Raw genomic sequence first — 15,469 nt, forward strand, 5'->3', positions numbered from 1 at the left:
ATGGCCTCATGAAGCGCATCAATCTGGCATTGCAGGGTGGCGGCGCACATGGGGCCTTCACCTGGGGCGTGTTGGACGTCCTGTTGCAGGACGAAGACATCGAGATCGCCGGGATCACCGGTACCTCTGCTGGCGCAATGAATGGCGCGGCTTTGAAGGCCGGGCTGCTTGAGGGCGGGCGCGACGGGGCGCGGGCCAATCTCAATTGGTTCTGGCAGCAGATGGGCGCGGCGCAGGTGCCGGGCATGGATGCCTGGTTTGCGGCGGTGCCGCCAGGCTTGGTGAGCCGTGCGATGGAGTACAGCTGGCCGTTTATGGCCGCCGATATGATGCAGCGGCTGACGTCACCCTATGCCATGGGGGCGCTTTATGAGCATCCGCTGCGCGAGATTGTCGATCAGTTTAGCTTTGATCAGGTCTGTTCCGAGGACGGGCCGCAGCTGTTTGTTTGTGCCACCAATGTGCGCTCGGGCAAGGCGCGGGTGTTTGAAGGACGTGAGATCAGCACCGATGCCCTGCTGGCCTCGGCCTGTTTGCCCACATTGTTTAAGGCGGTGAACGTGTTTGACGAGACAACGGGAAAAACCGAGGCCTTTTGGGATGGCGGGTATACCGGCAACCCGTCGCTTTGGCCGCTGTATCGGCGGGACTTGCCGGAGGATGTGGTGATTGTGAATATCAACCCGCTGCGGCGGGACACATTGCCGGTGACGCCGCAACAAATCACCAATCGTATCAATGAGATCAGCTTTAACGCCTCGCTGCTGAGCGAGCTGCGGGCCGTGGCATTTGTGCAAAGGTTGATCGAGCAGGGCGCGCTTAGTCGGGAAGAAAAGCGGGAGGTGAAGGTGCATATGATTGCCGATGATGCGCTGATGACTCGCTTGTCGGTGGCGACCAAAAGCTGGCCGGTGACGTCCGTGCTGTATCATTTGAAAGAGGCGGGGCAGGCGGCGGCCAAGAGTTTTTTGAGTGTGCATAAGGCGGACCTAAACGAACGCGGAACCGTGGATTTGGCAGAGATGTATGGCAGTTAAGCGGAGCCTCCCTTGCGAGACGCGCTGTCTATGGTGTCGCACGCCGGATTGAGGGGCGCGGCCCCAGTCCCATCACAGATGAATGGTCACCGAGGTTTTAGGGGCCAAATGAAGCGCTCTTACTCTTCCGGCGGCTGGGTCGGGTCTTTGGGGTTTGGGTAAACCAGACCAGCCGAGATCACCAGTTTGGCTGCGTCTTCTACAGTCATGTCCAACTCGATGATGTCATCGGTTGGGAAAAACAGCAGGAAGCCAGAGGTTGGATTGGGCGTTGTAGGGACAAACACGCCCATGAGTGGGCTGGTGGTTGGAGCGGAGCCAGCAACTTCGCCCTTGGCGTTGGTCGAGATGAAGCCAATCGCCCAAATGCCGCGGCGCGGGTATTCGACCAGGCAGGCTTTTTCAAAGCTGCGCTCGGATTGGGCAAAGACGGTTTCCGCGATCTGCTTGACGCCGGAATAGATCGAGCGCACGACGGGCATGCGGGATACGAGGTTTTCGGCAAAGCGCAGCAGGGAGCGACCCATCAGGCCTTTGGCGATCCAGCCCACAAGGATGGTGAAGATCAGGAAGATGATCATCCCCACGCCGCGCAGGTTGATGCCGATGTATTTTTCCGGCTGAATGGTTGATGGGATCAGTGGCAGGACAAAGCCATCGACCCAACCCACAAAGGTCCAGACCAGCCAGATGGTCATGGCGATGGGCAGAATGACAACAATCCCCGTCAGAAAGCTGGACCGCAGTCGGCCAAAAAAGCCGGTTTTGTGGGGCGGTTCGTTTTCGTCAAAAGGTGTCGTCATGAGGGGTCCTAGGGTCAGCCTGATGTTTAGTTAGGCATTTGTGTGTGGCGCTGCAATGACGATTGTTTGGGGGCCACATTTTGCGGCTGTCACGACGTGTCACACCTCCGTGGCAGCCTGCTATTTGCGCAAGATTTGGGCTTAGGCCTTGAGCGCGGCGGCGATGTCTGCGGCGAGGCGGGCGTTGTTGCGTACCAGCGCAATATTGGCGACCAGCGACTTGCCATCTGTCAGCTCAAAAATGCGGGCCAGCAGGAAGGGGGTGACGTCTTTGCCGGTCACGCCTTGGGCCTCGGCTTCTTCTGTGGCCTGAGCAATCACTGGGGCCAATTCAGAGGCCGGAATTTCGTCGGTTGCTGGAATTGGATTTGCGACCAGCTGACCGCCCGGTAAGGCCATTGCGCCCCGTGTTTTATGAGCTGCGGCGATGTCTGCGGCGTTGTCCATGCGCAGCGGTGAAGTGAGATCGGAGGTGGCGGACCAGAAGGCCGGGAAGCTGTCTTGGCCGTAGGTGATGACTGGCACGCCGTTGGTTTCCAGCACTTCGAGGGTTTTTGGTACATCGAGGATGGCTTTGGCGCCTGCGGCCACCACGGTGACAGGGGTGTGGGCCAGTTCGGTGAGGTCGGCGGAGATGTCGAAGCTGTCTTCTGCACCTTTGTGCACGCCGCCGATGCCGCCGGTGGCAAAGACGTCGATGCCTGCGAGATGCGCGGCGATCATGGTGGCGGCCACGGTGGTGGCGCCGGTGCGGCCTTGCGCCATGATCACTGGCATGTCTGCGCGGGAGACTTTGGCGACGTTTTTGGCTTGGGCCAGCTCTTCAAGCTGCGCCTCGGTCAGGCCTGCGTGCAGTGTGCCGTTGAGCACGGCCATGGTGGCAGGCACGGCACCCTTTGCACGAATGTCGGCTTCGACCTGTTTCGCCACCTCGAGGTTTTGCGGATATGGCATGCCATGGGTGATGATCGTGCTTTCCAGCGCCACAATCGGCGTGCCGTTTTTCTTGGCTTCTTCCACTTCAGGGGAAAGGACCAGGTCAAGGGAAATGAGGCTCATGTGGCATGTTCTCCGGAGACATATTTGGCGGCAGCGGTGAGGGCGCGGTCGAGCGCATCTTCGCGGCTGGCGTTTTGAGATTCGGCCACGATGTGCGCGGCCATGAAGGTGTCGCCAGCGCCAGTGACGCGGGTCACCAGAACAGCAGGCGGTTGTTGGGTGATCACGCCGTCGGCGGTGCCGTCAGAGGCGGAGTTACCGCCATCTGTAACCAGTGCGCGGGCGGCGCCACGGGCGAGCAGGCCTTCGGCGGCTTCAGCAGAGGAGGTGAACTCGGTTTGGCAGAGGTAGCCCGCTTCCTCCAGGTTCACATAGAGCACAGCGCGGGAGTGCATCAGGAAAGGCATCAGGCGTTCTGCTTTCCCTGGGGACGCAGGCGCGACGCGCAAATCGGCGGCGGAGAACAGCGGGCTGCGGGCGATCTGATCGAGCAGACGCTGAGTCAGGTTGCCGTCGAGCGCGATGAGGCCGGGATAGGGCGTGGTTTCGCTTCCAAGGGTGCCGTCTTCTAGCGGGCTGAGGATCTTGTCGCCAGCCGCCTCGAGGCTGTGGGCGTCGGCGATGGCGGCGATCAGCCCGTTTTTGCCTTCGACCGCCATATAGGTGTCGGTGGGTAGATCAGCGGAGCGATAGACGTAGTCCATGATGGCGCCCATCTCGGTGCAGGCGGTCATCAGCTCGTCGCCTTCCACATCCTGACCGATGGCCGACAGCGCCGCAGGACGCAGGCCAAAGCGGGCGAGGGTCATGGCAATGTTCCAAGCCACGCCGCCAGGCAGGCGAGTGATGCGGCCGGGCACGTCGGAGCCTTGACGCATGTGGCTGGGCGCGCGGCCGATGATGTCCCAGAGGACGGAGCCGATGCAGAGGATGTCTGGCTGAGAGGGCGCCTGTGCGGTCATGGGTGCTCCGGAAGGTTAGGCGCCAAAGGCGGCGTGCAGCTCTTTGAGTTTGGCCACAGGATCGTCGCTGCGCCAGATTTCTTCGCCGATGCCAAAGAAGTCGGTGAAAGGCGCAAGCTTTGCAATAATGTCGGCATCGAGCGCGCCTTCGGCCACAACGGGGACCTCGATCATGGCGGACCACCATTCGAACAGGTCTCTTTCTGCAAGGGTGCCGTCGCCAAGTGTGGTGCTGCCCACCGGGCCAAAAGCCACGTAATCGGCGCCGTTTTCACCGGCGGTCATGCCTTCGTGCGAAGACGCGCCACAGAAAGCGCCAACAATGGCGTCTTTGCCCAGCTCTTTGCGGGTTTTGGCCACGGAGCGGGCAGCGTCGGTGAGGTGCACGCCATCCAACCCCAGACGTTCGGAGAGTTGCACATGTTCGTCGATCACAATGGCGACGTCTCGAGCATGGGCCACTTCGCGCAAGGCGTCGGCGGCGCGCGACAGGCGGTCTTCGTCTTTGGTGGCCAGCGCCATGCGTACGCAGGCAATGTCAGCGGCGTCCAACACGGAGGCGAGTTGATCAGGGAAGCGGGAGAGTTCGATTTCCGGCGGGGTGATCAGGTAGATCTGCGGCAGCTCTGTGTCGGACATGCTCGGGCTCCAGATGGTCGTGTGCGAGGTTTTGGATCGCGTCGCTATAGCGTGGATTTTTGCGCTTGGCTATCGGGAGTTGGCTATTTGGGCGGAAGACTTTGTGCGTTGGTTAAGGCCAGTGCGATAACCTGTGCGCGGCGGGTGTCATCGCCTAGGAGATCTTCAGAAAGATCGACCATGCCGCCCATCTTGCGACCGGTGAAGGAGAGCGGGTCAACGCCCTCGATTTCCAGGGCTTCCGCTTCGCGCGCTTTGCCCACGCGGGCCATGCCGCCGTCCTTGTGCACGCCACAAACCATATTGCCATGCAAGAGGAAACAGAGCCCGCCGAACATTTTCTTTTCCGTGATGCCGTCGATGTTGGCGAGGTCTTCGCGCATCAATGTGGCGTGTCCTTCGTCATAGGCCATTTTGCTCCTCCCTGGATGTGCCGTGAGATTCTATGCCTCCGGCGGGGATATTTATAGCCAAATGAAGCCGGGTGGCTTGTTTTGTTTGGGGGGCGGGGGTATCAGCGGGCGGATTTTTCAGGAGACCGTCATGACCAGTGCCACGCCACAGCCCGCCTTTGTGCTTGTCCGCCCGCAGATGGGGGAGAATATCGGCGGCGCGGCGCGGGCGATGTTGAACTTTGGGTTGGACAAGATGCGGGTGGTGGACCCGCGCGATGGCTGGCCCAACGAGCGGGCGGTGGCGATGGCGTCAGGTGCCGGGCGAGTGCTGGATGCGGCGTTTTTGACCGAGACCACAGACCAAGCGCTGGAAGACTGTCACTATGTCTTTGCCACTACGGCGCGGGCGCGGGGGCTGACCAAGCCGGTGGTGACTCCGGAGATTGCAATGAAGCAGGCCGCCGAGATGATTGCGCGGGGCGAGAAAGTTGCTGTGTTGTTTGGGCCCGAGCGGGCAGGGCTTGAGAATGAAGACATTGCGCGGGCGAATGCGATCATCAACGTGCCGGTGAACCCTGAGTATGCCTCGCTCAATCTGGCGCAGTGTGTGTTGCTAACAGCCTATGAGTGGCGGCGTCAGAGTGCGGACATCGTGCATGAGCGCGTGGATATGTCCAAGACCGATTGGGCCAACAATGCCGATGTCGACGCGTTGGGGCGGCACTATGAAGAACGTCTTGAAGAAGCGGGCTTTTTCTTCCCGGAGGAGAAGGCGGAAGGCATGAAAGTCAATCTGCGCAATATGTGGAGTCGGATGCGGTTGACACGTGCAGATGTGCAGATGTTGCACGGCGTGATGCGACAGATGGTCCGCTGGAAAGAAAAAGGCTGAGATTTGCCTTTGGTCGCAAGGCTGAACAAACATTCACACCGTATCTGAGAGTGGTTGAAGCTTCGGCGTGGCCCCACTAGGCTCGCGCCAAGATTTGGAGACAGCGATGAGCCAGAAGCGCAGCATTTTTGAAGAGGTCAGCGAAGACGGACCTAAAGACACCCCCAGTGCGGTGGGTGTGATCGACAGCGGTGCCAAAGGCGCGCGGCGGGGCATTCGCATCTGGCTGATGATCCTGTTTGCGCTGGTTTTTGTGATGATCGCTGTGGGCGGGCTGACACGCCTGACCGACAGTGGGTTGTCGATTACGGAATGGCGTCCGGTGACCGGGGCGATCCCGCCGATGAGCGAGGCGGATTGGCAGGGCGAATTCGACAAATACAAGCAGATTGACCAGTGGGCGATCGACAACAACTGGATGACGCTTGAGGACTTCAAATACATTTATTGGTGGGAATGGGGGCATCGTCAGCTGGGCCGTGTGATTGGTCTTGTCTGGGCGCTTGGCTTTGCCGGGTTTGCGATTGCGCGGCAAATCCCGACCGGGTGGACCGGCCGGTTGTTCCTGATTGGCGCGCTTGGCGGGCTGCAAGGTGCTGTGGGCTGGTGGATGGTCGACAGCGGCGTGACCTCTGGAGAAGGTGTGACCACGGTGGCGAGCTACCGTTTGGCGACCCATTTGGGGTTGGCCTTTGTGATCCTTGGCTTCATCACCTGGTACATCCTGTTGTTGGGGCGCAGTGAGCGCGACCTGATGCAGGCGCGGCGCGGCAAAGAAGCCAAGCTGTTTGGCATGTCTACAGGGCTATTGCACATGACCGGCGTGCAGATTTTGCTCGGCGCTTTGGTGGCCGGGATTGATGCTGGGCGCAGTTTTACCGATTGGCCGCTGATGGGCGGAAATCTGTTTCCGGCGGATGCGCTGTATATGGAGCCGCTTTGGCGGAACTTCTTTGAAAACCCCGGCCTTGTGCAGTTTACACACCGCATGTGGGGCTATCTCTTGTTGGTTTTCGCCATTGTGGTGTGGCGGCGTGGGCAAGGCTCCGCGCATGGGCACACGCGGTTTGCGTTTAATGCTGCCTTCGCCGCGATCTCGGTGCAGATTGCGGTTGGCATCGCCACAGTGCTCTACGCGGCACAGGTGCATATTGCGATTACGCACCAAGCCATTGCTGTTGTGGTCTGGGTTCTGATCCTGCGGGCACGGTTCCTGAGCCACTATCCGATTGCAACCTCGGTGCGTGACGCATCCTGAGAGAAGGAAAACAAGAATGTCTGCATATGAGCAGTTGATGGCCTTTACCCACACAACGCAGGCGTTGGGCGAGGTGGCTGGACGTTTGGGCTGGGACCAGGAGGCGATTATGCCAGCCGGGGCGGCGCCACAGCGGGCCGAAGAAATGGCGGCGATGGAAAGCGTGCTGCATGCGCGCCGGATTGATCCGAAGGTCGGCGAGTGGTTGGCGGCCATTGATGAGGCGCAGCTGGATGAGGTGGGTCGCGCGCAGGTGCGCCATATCCGCAAGTCGTTTGAGCGCACGTCCAAGGTGCCGGCGGACCTGGCGGCGGAAATCGCCAAGGTGACCAGCCGGGCGCAGGGCATTTGGGCGCAGGCGCGCTCGGATGAGGATGTGGCGGCGTTCCTGCCAACTTTGGAAGAGGTTGTGGGGCTGAAGCGTCAGGAGGGGCAGGCGCTGGCTGCCGGTGGCGATGTCTATGACGCCATGGTCGATGATTATGAGCCGGAGATGACCGCAGAAGAGATCGCGGCGATGTTTGATGCGATGCGGCCGCGGTTGGTGGCGTTGCGGGCGGCGGTTTTGGCTGCTGAAGCGCCACAAAAGCTGACCGGTACGTTTCCGTCAGACAAGCAGATGGCGCTAACCAGCAAGCTGGCGGCGAGCTTTGGCTATAACTTTGACCATGGGCGCATTGATTGTGTGACCCATCCGTTCTGCTCCGGCTCCGGCAAAGATGTGCGGATCACCACGCGCACCAGCGAGAGCGATCCGTTCAACTGTTTCTACTCCACCATTCATGAGGTGGGGCATGCGGCCTATGAGCAAGGCATTGATGATGCATATCTTTTGACGCCTCTTGGGCGCGGTGTGTCGATGGGCGTGCATGAGAGCCAGAGCCGGATTTATGAAAACCAGATGGGCCGCTCGCGCGCCTATACCGGGTGGCTCTATGAGCAGATGAAAGCAGAGTTTGGCGACTTTGGCATCGATAATGCCGAAGGTTTCTATGGCACCGTGAACCGGGTGAATGATGGCTACATCCGGACCGAGGCGGACGAGGTGCAGTACAACCTGCACATCATGCTGCGCTTTGATCTGGAGCGCGCTTTGATGCTGGGCGATCTGGCAGTGGGTGACCTGGAAGCGGCGTGGAATGATCGGTTCAAAGCAGACTTTGGCTATGCGGTGGACAAGCCCTCCAACGGCGTGTTGCAGGATGTGCATTGGTCCGTGGGGCTGTTTGGTTACTTTCCGACCTATTCATTGGGCAATGTCTATGCAGGGTGCCTGAATGAGGCGCTGCGCGTGGCGGTGCCGGATCTGGATGCGCAATTGGCGCTGGGGGAGACGTCGGCGGCAACCGGGTGGTTGCGGGAAAACCTGCAGCAGCACGGCGGGTTGCGCAAACCAGCCGAAACCATTGAGCATGCAATTGGCAAGGCGCCAAGTGGCGAGCCGTTGCTGGATTATTTGGAAGCCAAGTTTGGGGACATCTACAAGCTGTAACGCTCGCGGGTTTTGAAAAAGAAAAGGGACGCTTGGGCGTCCCTTTTTGTTTGGATATTTTTGGTTAGAAGAAGCTTGCTGCGGCGTCACTTTGGCACGCAGGTGGCGGCGCGCCCGTCGGGTGTTTTGGCAATTTTCAGGGTGTCGCTTTCCAATGTCAGATAACGCACGGCCTCTGCGCCCTGCAGATGAATTTCTCCGCTGTCGGTTAGAATATAGGCGTCCTCGGAGGCGCGTTCACCAGCGCGAAGTTCATAGGGGAATGCTTTAGCATCTGCGGCGACGTCTTTGAAAATCATTTCAAATTTCATTTCGCCCAGGTCGCAGGTGTAGTGGGTGCCGCTCAGAGCGGCGTGCACAGTTTTGGGGTTCAATTGCATGGCGTCTGCGGATGCAAGTTGCGGTGTGCCCGTAAGGGCGAGCGCAAGGAGGATGGTGGGTGACTTCATCACAGTCTCCGGGTTTGGTGCAAGTTTGACGTTTTCCTGATGGTAACGCGCCGCGCCGAAGGTGTGATTGCCTTTGGTCAAGTAGAGGTTTTCGAAGCGCCCAGGCGTCTTTTCTAAACCCCGAGGGTTTTGGACTAGCAGCTGAGTTCTTTCTCGCGTTGCTTAATGATTTTGAGCAGTTCTGCGTCACGACCGGAGATTTCGGGGGATTTTGTGAAGCAGCTGTCGTTGCCAAAGGTAGCAATGCCGCGCTCGGAGCCAAAGCAGTAACCGTTTTCATGGAAAATGCGGTTGCGATGGTACCAGAGATCGTCGCAGGTCAGTGATTGCGTGTCGCTGCTTTCTGTGGTCGCGGCTGTTTCTGTTGGCTCTTCTGGCGCGACGGGAAGGTCGCTGAGAAACTGGACCATTGGGAACACCATCAGCGCGGGGTAGCTGTGCAGCTGGTTGTCGTGGTCTTGTTGCAGGGTCTGCCAGTACGCGTAGGGCGAGCGCACGTGTTGCGGCTCGGGGTCAGAATAAGGGCTGTGCGGCGCCTGATAGCCAATCCGCACGTCAATCGGGTCTCGGCTGCGGGCGTCCCAAGCGGTGCGGGGTGTCCCGAAATTGGCGGTTTCTCCAACCTCGCGGGAGGTATCCAGACGCACGACGCAGTCTTCAGCGCCGTAGGGGCCGCCGGTGCGGTAGCCGCGGCGGTGTCCATAGATTGCGCCGTCCCGCTGCTCGATCTTGAGGTCAGTGGTGTAAAACGGCCCGTCTTCGGATTGGTTTTCGGGCAGTTCCAGTGAGACAATTTCTACAAACTCTGCCCAGATGACGGCGAGACCTGCCAGCGGATGGGGTTTCCATGTAGGTGCCATTGCCCAGGAAAACGCGCCATCATCCATCAGAAAAACGTTGTCGCAAATCGTGTTGATCAGTTGGCGGTCGAGAGTGACGCTGTAGGAGATGCCGGTCACTGCGACTTTGGCAAACAGCGCATCGCCAACCGTGTCGACATAGTACATGGCGTGTGGCGGTGTTTCGATGCTGCGCGCATAGAGATATGGGGTGAGGTAAGGCGTGTCCTCGTCGTCGACCTTTTGCGCAAAAGCAAACAAGAGGGAGGAGTCCCGGATGGCTTCATCATATACGGCGGCCACTTCTTCGGCGTCATAGGTTTCGCCGTCATCTGGCAGCACAATCCGGGGCGCATGCACGCCCAGCCGTGCGGTGGGCGCGATGGCGCGCATGGCGATGGTTTCGTAGCTTTCGCCCTCAAATGTATGTGCGCCAGCGAGGAACAGGTTGGAGCAGGCGGACGCGCAGAGGTCTCCGTCAGCCACATAGGTTTGCAAGTCGGCAAAGGCATCGCGCAGGAAGTCTACAATGACGAAGGATTCGTAGAGGTCGCCGCCGGGGCTGTTGAGACAGAGCGTGGCACCGTCGGGCAGGCCGTTGTAGAAACTCTCGCCATCATAGCCAAAGAGCGCGTGAAAGCTTTGGAGATCGCCCCGTGTCACGCCGCCCTCATAAAGCACTGTGCAATTGGCGTATTTCCCGGTGAGCTCCTGCGCGAGGATTGCGCCGTCGTATTCGGCGTCAATCTCAGATTGGGGCGAAGTAGTGTTGAGGGTGAGCGTTGCTGTGAATGCGCTGCTAGCGGGAAAGCAGAACGCGGCTCCTACGGCAAAAACGCGAGACAGAGAGTATTTGGTCATTTGGGTGCCATGGTGAGTGTGGGTGGCTGAAGAAGGTCACATAAGGGTTTGTCTGGCAACATAAATTTGACCGAAAAAAGTAAAGGCCCCGCACGTTTGTGCAGGGCCCTTTGGCGTTTGTCACATGTGGGGCGCGATTACTCTTCGCCGCCAACCTCATCTTCGTCCTGCTCAGCAATCCAAGCGACGGAGACCACTTCTTCGCCTTTGCCGGTGTTGAACACCCGCACGCCACCGGCGGAACGGGAGCGGAAGGAAATGCCATCGACCGGTACGCGGATCGACTGGCCTTTGGAGGTCGCCAGCATGATCTGGTCGCCCATTTCCACAGGGAAAGAAGCCACCAGCGCACCGCCACGCATGTTTTTGTCCATAGCGGCCACACCCTGGCCACCGCGCCCGCGGACCGGGTAGTCGTGGCTGGAGCTGAGTTTGCCTGCGCCACCAGCGGTGATGGTCAGGATCAGGTTCTCGGCTGCCGACATTTCGGCGTAACGCTCTTGGGAGAGTTCGCCGGCTGGTGCTTCCTCGTCATCGCTGCCGTCATCGGCCAAACCGGCCACGGCACGGCGCATTTTGAGGTAGGCTGCGCGCTCTTCGCTTTCTGCGCGGAAGTGGCGGATCACCGACATGGAGACCACTTCGTCATCGCCATTGAGTTTGATGCCACGCACACCCACGGAGGCGCGGGAGTTGAACACGCGCACTTCAGTGGTTGGGAAGCGGATCGCGCGGCCGGAGTTGGTCACCAGCATCACATCGTCTTCTTCGGTACAGATGCGCGCGTTGATCAATTTGGTGTCGGCGTTGTCGTCCTCAAACTTCATCGCGATTTTGCCGTTGGACTTCACATTGGTGAAATCGGACAGGCGGTTGCGGCGCACGGTGCCTGCGGAGGTCGCAAACATGATCTGCAGATCGTCCCATTCGTCCTCGGGGCGGTCGACTGGCATGATGGCCGCGATCGAGACGCCGGTTGGGATCGGCAGGATGTTCACAATGGCTTTGCCCTTCGCGGTGCGACCGCCTAGTGGCAGGCGCCAGGTCTTCAGCTTGTAGGCCATGCCATCTGTGGTGAAGAACAAGAGCTGCGTGTGGGTGTTGGCCACGAAGAGGGTGGTGACCACATCCTCTTCTTTGGTCTGCATGCCCGATATACCCTTGCCGCCACGCTTCTGGGCGCGGAAATCGGCAAGCGGGGTACGCTTGATGTAGCCACCCGAGGTCACGGTCACCACCATGTCCTCACGCTCGATCAGATCTTCGTCGTCCATGTCACCGGACCAGTCGACGATCTCGGTGCGGCGTGGCACCGCGAAGGCTTCACGCACTTCGCGCAACTCGTCGCCGATGATGCCCATGATGCGCTCGCGAGACCCGAGAATTTCAAGGTATTCCTTGATCTTAGAGGCCAGTTCTTCAAGTTCGTCGGTGACTTCTTTCACACCAATCTGGGTCAGGCGCTGGAGGCGCAATTCGAGAATGGCCCGCGCCTGAGTTTCGGACAGGTTATAGGTCCCGTCGTCATTCATGGTGTGGGTTGGATCGTCGATCAGACGGATGTAGGCCGCGATGCTTTCGGCTGGCCAACGGCGGGTCATCAGCTTTTCGCGCGCTTCGGCGGCGTCGGCAGAAGCACGGATGGTGGCGACCACTTCGTCCACGTTTGTCACAGCCACGGCCAAACCACAGAGAATGTGGCTGCGCTCGCGAGCTTTGCGCAGCAGGTAAGCTGTGCGACGGGCGACCACTTCTTCGCGGAAGTCAATGAAAGACGTCAGGAAGCGGCGCAAAGTGAGCTGCTCCGGACGACCGCCATTCAGGGCCAGCATGTTACAGCCAAAGTGCGTTTGCATTGGGGTGAAGCGGAACAGTTGGTTCAGCACCACCTCTGCGGTGGCGTCACGCTTGAGTTCGACAACAACGCGCACGCCGTCGCGGTCGGATTCATCCTGAACGTGGGCGATGCCTTCGATGCGCTTGTCACGGGCCGCTTCGGCGATCTTTTCGATCATCGCGGCCTTGTTCACCTGATAAGGAATCTCATCGATGACAATGGCATAGCGGTCTTTGCGGATCTCTTCGACGCGGGTCTTGGAGCGGATGATGACGCTGCCACGGCCTTCGAGGTAGGCTTTGCGGGCGCCGGAACGGCCCAGCAGAATGCCGCCAGTTGGGAAATCCGGGCCGGGTACGTAGTCGATCAGCTGTTCCGAGGTCAGATCCGGATCGTCGATCAGCGCCATTGTGGCGTCGATGACTTCGCCAAGGTTGTGCGGCGGAATGTTGGTGGCCATACCCACCGCAATACCGCCCGCGCCGTTGACCAGCATGTTTGGGAAACGGGCCGGAAGAACGGTTGGTTCCTGGTCTTTACCGTCGTAGTTGTCCTGAAAATCGACGGTTTCTTTGTCGATGTCAGACAGCAGCGCGCCAGCTGGCTTGTCCATGCGAACTTCGGTGTATCGCATGGCCGCCGGGTTGTCGCCGTCCATGGAGCCAAAGTTACCCTGGCCATCTAAGAGCGGCAGCGACATGGAGAAGTCCTGCGCCATCCGCACCAAGGCGTCATAGATCGCAGAGTCGCCGTGGGGGTGGTATTTACCCATTACGTCGCCCACGGGACGCGCCGACTTGCGGTAGGCCTTGTCATGCGTGTTGCCGGTCTCATGCATGGCGTAGAGGATGCGGCGGTGCACCGGTTTCAGGCCGTCACGCAGGTCGGGAATGGCGCGGCTGACGATCACGCTCATGGCGTAGTCGAGGTAGCTGGCGCGCATCTCCTCCTCGATGGTCACAGACGGACCGTCGTGGATCATCCGTTCGTGCGTGGTTTCTTCTTCGTTTTCAGGGGTTTCCGGCGTGTCGCTCAAGTCCCAGTCTCGCTTCTAATTGGCGGTCCATATGTTGTTGGGACGCTTATATCAGAGGCATCATATAGGGTGCAATGGTGCTGTGGGCGATGTGAGGTATTTCGCGTTGCCGGTGGGGTAATGTGCTGATTGGATGGAAAAACGCGGCTTGAGCGGCGAAGGTTTGCCCATGTATGGGAAAGTGCTGCCGGGGGGCGCCGACCTGTGGTTTACTTCAAGCAGAAAATTGGGTGCGCAAGGAGGCAGAAGTGCGGGTGAGTTTGAAGGCATTTGTGGTTGGCGCTGTGGTTGCAGGGGCAGCCGATCCTGCTGTGGCGCAGGGGCTTTGGGACAAGATTAAAAAAGGTGCGGAAAACACCGGAGAAGCCATTGGGCAGGGTGTCGAGGCCACGGGCGAAGCTATTGGTAAAGGCGCTACTGCGGTGGGCAATACCGTTGAGAAGGGCGTGGAAGGCGTTGGCGAGGCGATTTCCTCCACAGATGAGCTTTTGTCCAACGAGGAAACACCAGAGGCGACGCGGGCGCGCCTGGACGCGATGTCGGATGAGATCATGGCGGTTTTGTTGGCGCAAAATCCACAAGCGGATGCGCTTTATCAAAAGAGTGCGGGCTATGCCGCGTTTGACAGTCGCAAGGTGACCATCTTTCCGGTGACTACTGGCTACGGTCGTGGCGTGGCGGTGGCAAAGGACACCGGCGCGCGCACCTATATGAATATGGGTACTGGAGGTCTGGGTGCGAGTTTGGGCATTGGTGGTTTTGCCACGCAGTTTGTCATTCTGTTTGAAACGCAGGCGGATTTTGAGCGGTTCGTGATCAACGGCTATGACGCCACAGCAGGCGGCGGTGCACAGGTTGGGGATGACAAAAGCGCAGATGAGGTGCGGTTCACGCAAGGCCAGTCTGTCTTCATCCTCGATAAGGAGCGCTGGCGGGTGAATGGCAGTCTGGAGGGCACCAGATACTGGCGCTCTCCGGAATTGAATTGAAGGGGCGCGGTTAGGCCGAGCAGGATGCGCCGCCCAGGACGCAGAATTTCGCGCAGTGCGGGTGGTTCAGTTGCACCGGCTTTTCGGCCTCTTCCAAAGTGGTGCCGAGGTCAAATTGCGGGTCGTAGGGCAGGAGCGTGCAGGCGATCACGGAGGGTGCCTTCGCGCCTTTGTGTTTCACCACCATGCGAGAGCTTGCGCACATCACCTCGTTGGGGGATTTGTTCAAAATACCCCAACAGTCTGTGGTGATTTCCGGCACTTCAACTTGTTCATCCATCTCTGGAAAAAGTACGGTTTCTCCGGGGTTTGAGGCGTCGATCTTAAAGTTCTCATTGGCATAAAGATCGGCGTAGCCAGCGCGGGAGTCCGCGTCGGTTTCATTCCACATGGTGCGGCCCGCGACAGCCATTTGAATGTCATTGTCGCGTAGCCATCGCATACCCTCGAGAGTGCGTTCAAAGGTGCCTTTGCCGCGCTCTTTGTCATGCAGCTCAGCCGACCAGTGATCCACGGAAATGCGCAGGGTTAGTTTATCGGGAAAATCCTGCGCCAGCTTCAGCAAGCCTGCGCGGACGCGTTTGCGCTGCATCGGTTGCATAGCGTTGGTGAGGATCAGGACATCGTAGCCACGCTCCAGAGACCGGCGGGCCATCTCGTTCATGTCCGGGTTCATGAAAGGCTCGCCGCCTGTGAAGGCGATTTCGCGGACTTTCCAATCGCGGGAGTCCAATTGGTCGAGGTAGTCGGAGACTTCGTCTGCCGTAAGATAGACCAGCGCGTCATTGGTGGGTGAGGACAGGATATAGCAGTTTTCACATTCGATGTTGCAGAGCGTGCCGGTGTTGAACCAGAGCGTTTGCGGATCGGTGAGCGCGACATGGGCGCGGGTTTCACCCTTGGCGGTGATATAGGGATCGTTGAACTTCCCAATATTTGCGTGATCTTTCATGTGCCTGCCATGTTTCTGTGGTTCTTCGG

At 59.3% G+C, this 15,469-nt stretch carries 14 protein-coding genes; 5 read left to right on the forward strand and 9 right to left on the reverse strand.

Features of this window, described 5'->3' with window-relative positions:
- Positions 1 to 8 precede the first annotated feature (8 nt).
- Positions 9 to 1,037 carry a patatin-like phospholipase family protein gene (locus SIB92_RS03960; protein WP_412554589.1) on the forward strand — a complete coding sequence of 343 codons (1,029 nt, stop codon included), beginning with the start codon at positions 9 to 11 and terminating at the stop codon, positions 1,035 to 1,037.
- 119 nt (positions 1,038 to 1,156) lie between these two features.
- Here the strand turns inward: SIB92_RS03960 and SIB92_RS03965 are convergent, their stop codons facing one another.
- From SIB92_RS03965 to SIB92_RS03985, 5 genes are all read right to left on the reverse strand, one after another.
- Entirely contained in the window at positions 1,157 to 1,840 is a 684-nt protein-coding gene (locus tag SIB92_RS03965; protein ID WP_412554590.1) for a DUF502 domain-containing protein, read from the reverse strand.
- A 141-nt stretch (positions 1,841 to 1,981) separates the two neighbouring features.
- On the reverse strand, positions 1,982 to 2,899 hold the full coding sequence (locus SIB92_RS03970; RefSeq protein ID WP_412554591.1) for a pseudouridine-5'-phosphate glycosidase: 918 nt from the start codon (positions 2,897 to 2,899) through the stop codon (positions 1,982 to 1,984).
- Positions 2,896 to 3,801, reverse strand: coding sequence for a PfkB family carbohydrate kinase (locus tag SIB92_RS03975; RefSeq protein ID WP_412554592.1), 906 nt, complete (start codon positions 3,799 to 3,801; stop codon positions 2,896 to 2,898). Before SIB92_RS03975 ends, SIB92_RS03970 begins: the two co-directional genes overlap by 4 nt.
- Positions 3,802 to 3,816: 15 nt before the next feature.
- Positions 3,817 to 4,440 carry a thiamine phosphate synthase gene (locus SIB92_RS03980; RefSeq protein ID WP_412554593.1) on the reverse strand — a complete coding sequence of 208 codons (624 nt, stop codon included), beginning with the start codon at positions 4,438 to 4,440 and terminating at the stop codon, positions 3,817 to 3,819.
- Positions 4,441 to 4,523: 83 nt separating this feature from the next.
- Entirely contained in the window at positions 4,524 to 4,853 is a 330-nt protein-coding gene (locus SIB92_RS03985; RefSeq protein WP_412554594.1) for a TfoX/Sxy family protein, read from the reverse strand.
- Positions 4,854 to 4,983: 130 nt separating this feature from the next.
- Between SIB92_RS03985 and SIB92_RS03990 the strand changes: the two genes are divergently transcribed.
- The 3 genes from SIB92_RS03990 to SIB92_RS04000 all read left to right on the forward strand — a co-directional run bounded on the left by SIB92_RS03990 (position 4,984) and on the right by SIB92_RS04000 (position 8,477).
- Entirely contained in the window at positions 4,984 to 5,727 is a 744-nt protein-coding gene (locus tag SIB92_RS03990; protein ID WP_412554595.1) for an RNA methyltransferase, read from the forward strand.
- Positions 5,728 to 5,833: 106 nt separating this feature from the next.
- Entirely contained in the window at positions 5,834 to 6,985 is a 1,152-nt protein-coding gene (ctaA, locus tag SIB92_RS03995) for a heme A synthase (RefSeq protein ID WP_412554596.1), read from the forward strand.
- A 16-nt stretch (positions 6,986 to 7,001) separates the two neighbouring features.
- Entirely contained in the window at positions 7,002 to 8,477 is a 1,476-nt protein-coding gene (locus SIB92_RS04000) for a carboxypeptidase M32 (RefSeq protein WP_412554597.1), read from the forward strand.
- A gap of 86 nt (positions 8,478 to 8,563) precedes the next feature.
- On the opposite strand, the gene SIB92_RS04005 is transcribed toward SIB92_RS04000, so the two are convergent.
- The 3 genes from SIB92_RS04005 to gyrA all read right to left on the reverse strand — a co-directional run bounded on the left by SIB92_RS04005 (position 8,564) and on the right by gyrA (position 13,499).
- Positions 8,564 to 9,007, reverse strand: coding sequence for a hypothetical protein (locus SIB92_RS04005; protein WP_412554598.1), 444 nt, complete (start codon positions 9,005 to 9,007; stop codon positions 8,564 to 8,566).
- 53 nt (positions 9,008 to 9,060) lie between these two features.
- On the reverse strand, positions 9,061 to 10,626 hold the full coding sequence (locus SIB92_RS04010; RefSeq protein WP_412554599.1) for a YARHG domain-containing protein: 1,566 nt from the start codon (positions 10,624 to 10,626) through the stop codon (positions 9,061 to 9,063).
- A 137-nt stretch (positions 10,627 to 10,763) separates the two neighbouring features.
- On the reverse strand, positions 10,764 to 13,499 hold the full coding sequence (gene gyrA / locus SIB92_RS04015; protein WP_412554600.1) for a DNA gyrase subunit A: 2,736 nt from the start codon (positions 13,497 to 13,499) through the stop codon (positions 10,764 to 10,766).
- 254 nt (positions 13,500 to 13,753) lie between these two features.
- Here gyrA and SIB92_RS04020 point away from each other — a divergent pair, with 254 nt between their 5' ends.
- Positions 13,754 to 14,488, forward strand: coding sequence for a hypothetical protein (locus SIB92_RS04020; RefSeq protein ID WP_412554601.1), 735 nt, complete (start codon positions 13,754 to 13,756; stop codon positions 14,486 to 14,488).
- A gap of 10 nt (positions 14,489 to 14,498) precedes the next feature.
- Here the strand turns inward: SIB92_RS04020 and SIB92_RS04025 are convergent, their stop codons facing one another.
- Positions 14,499 to 15,440: a radical SAM protein gene (locus SIB92_RS04025; protein WP_412554602.1), complete on the reverse strand. Its 942-nt coding sequence runs from the start codon at positions 15,438 to 15,440 to the stop codon at positions 14,499 to 14,501.
- Positions 15,441 to 15,469: the final 29 nt, after the last annotated feature.

Origin of the sequence: Shimia sp. MIT1388, from assembly GCF_047124445.1 — a bacterium.
GTDB lineage: Bacteria > Pseudomonadota > Alphaproteobacteria > Rhodobacterales > Rhodobacteraceae > Shimia.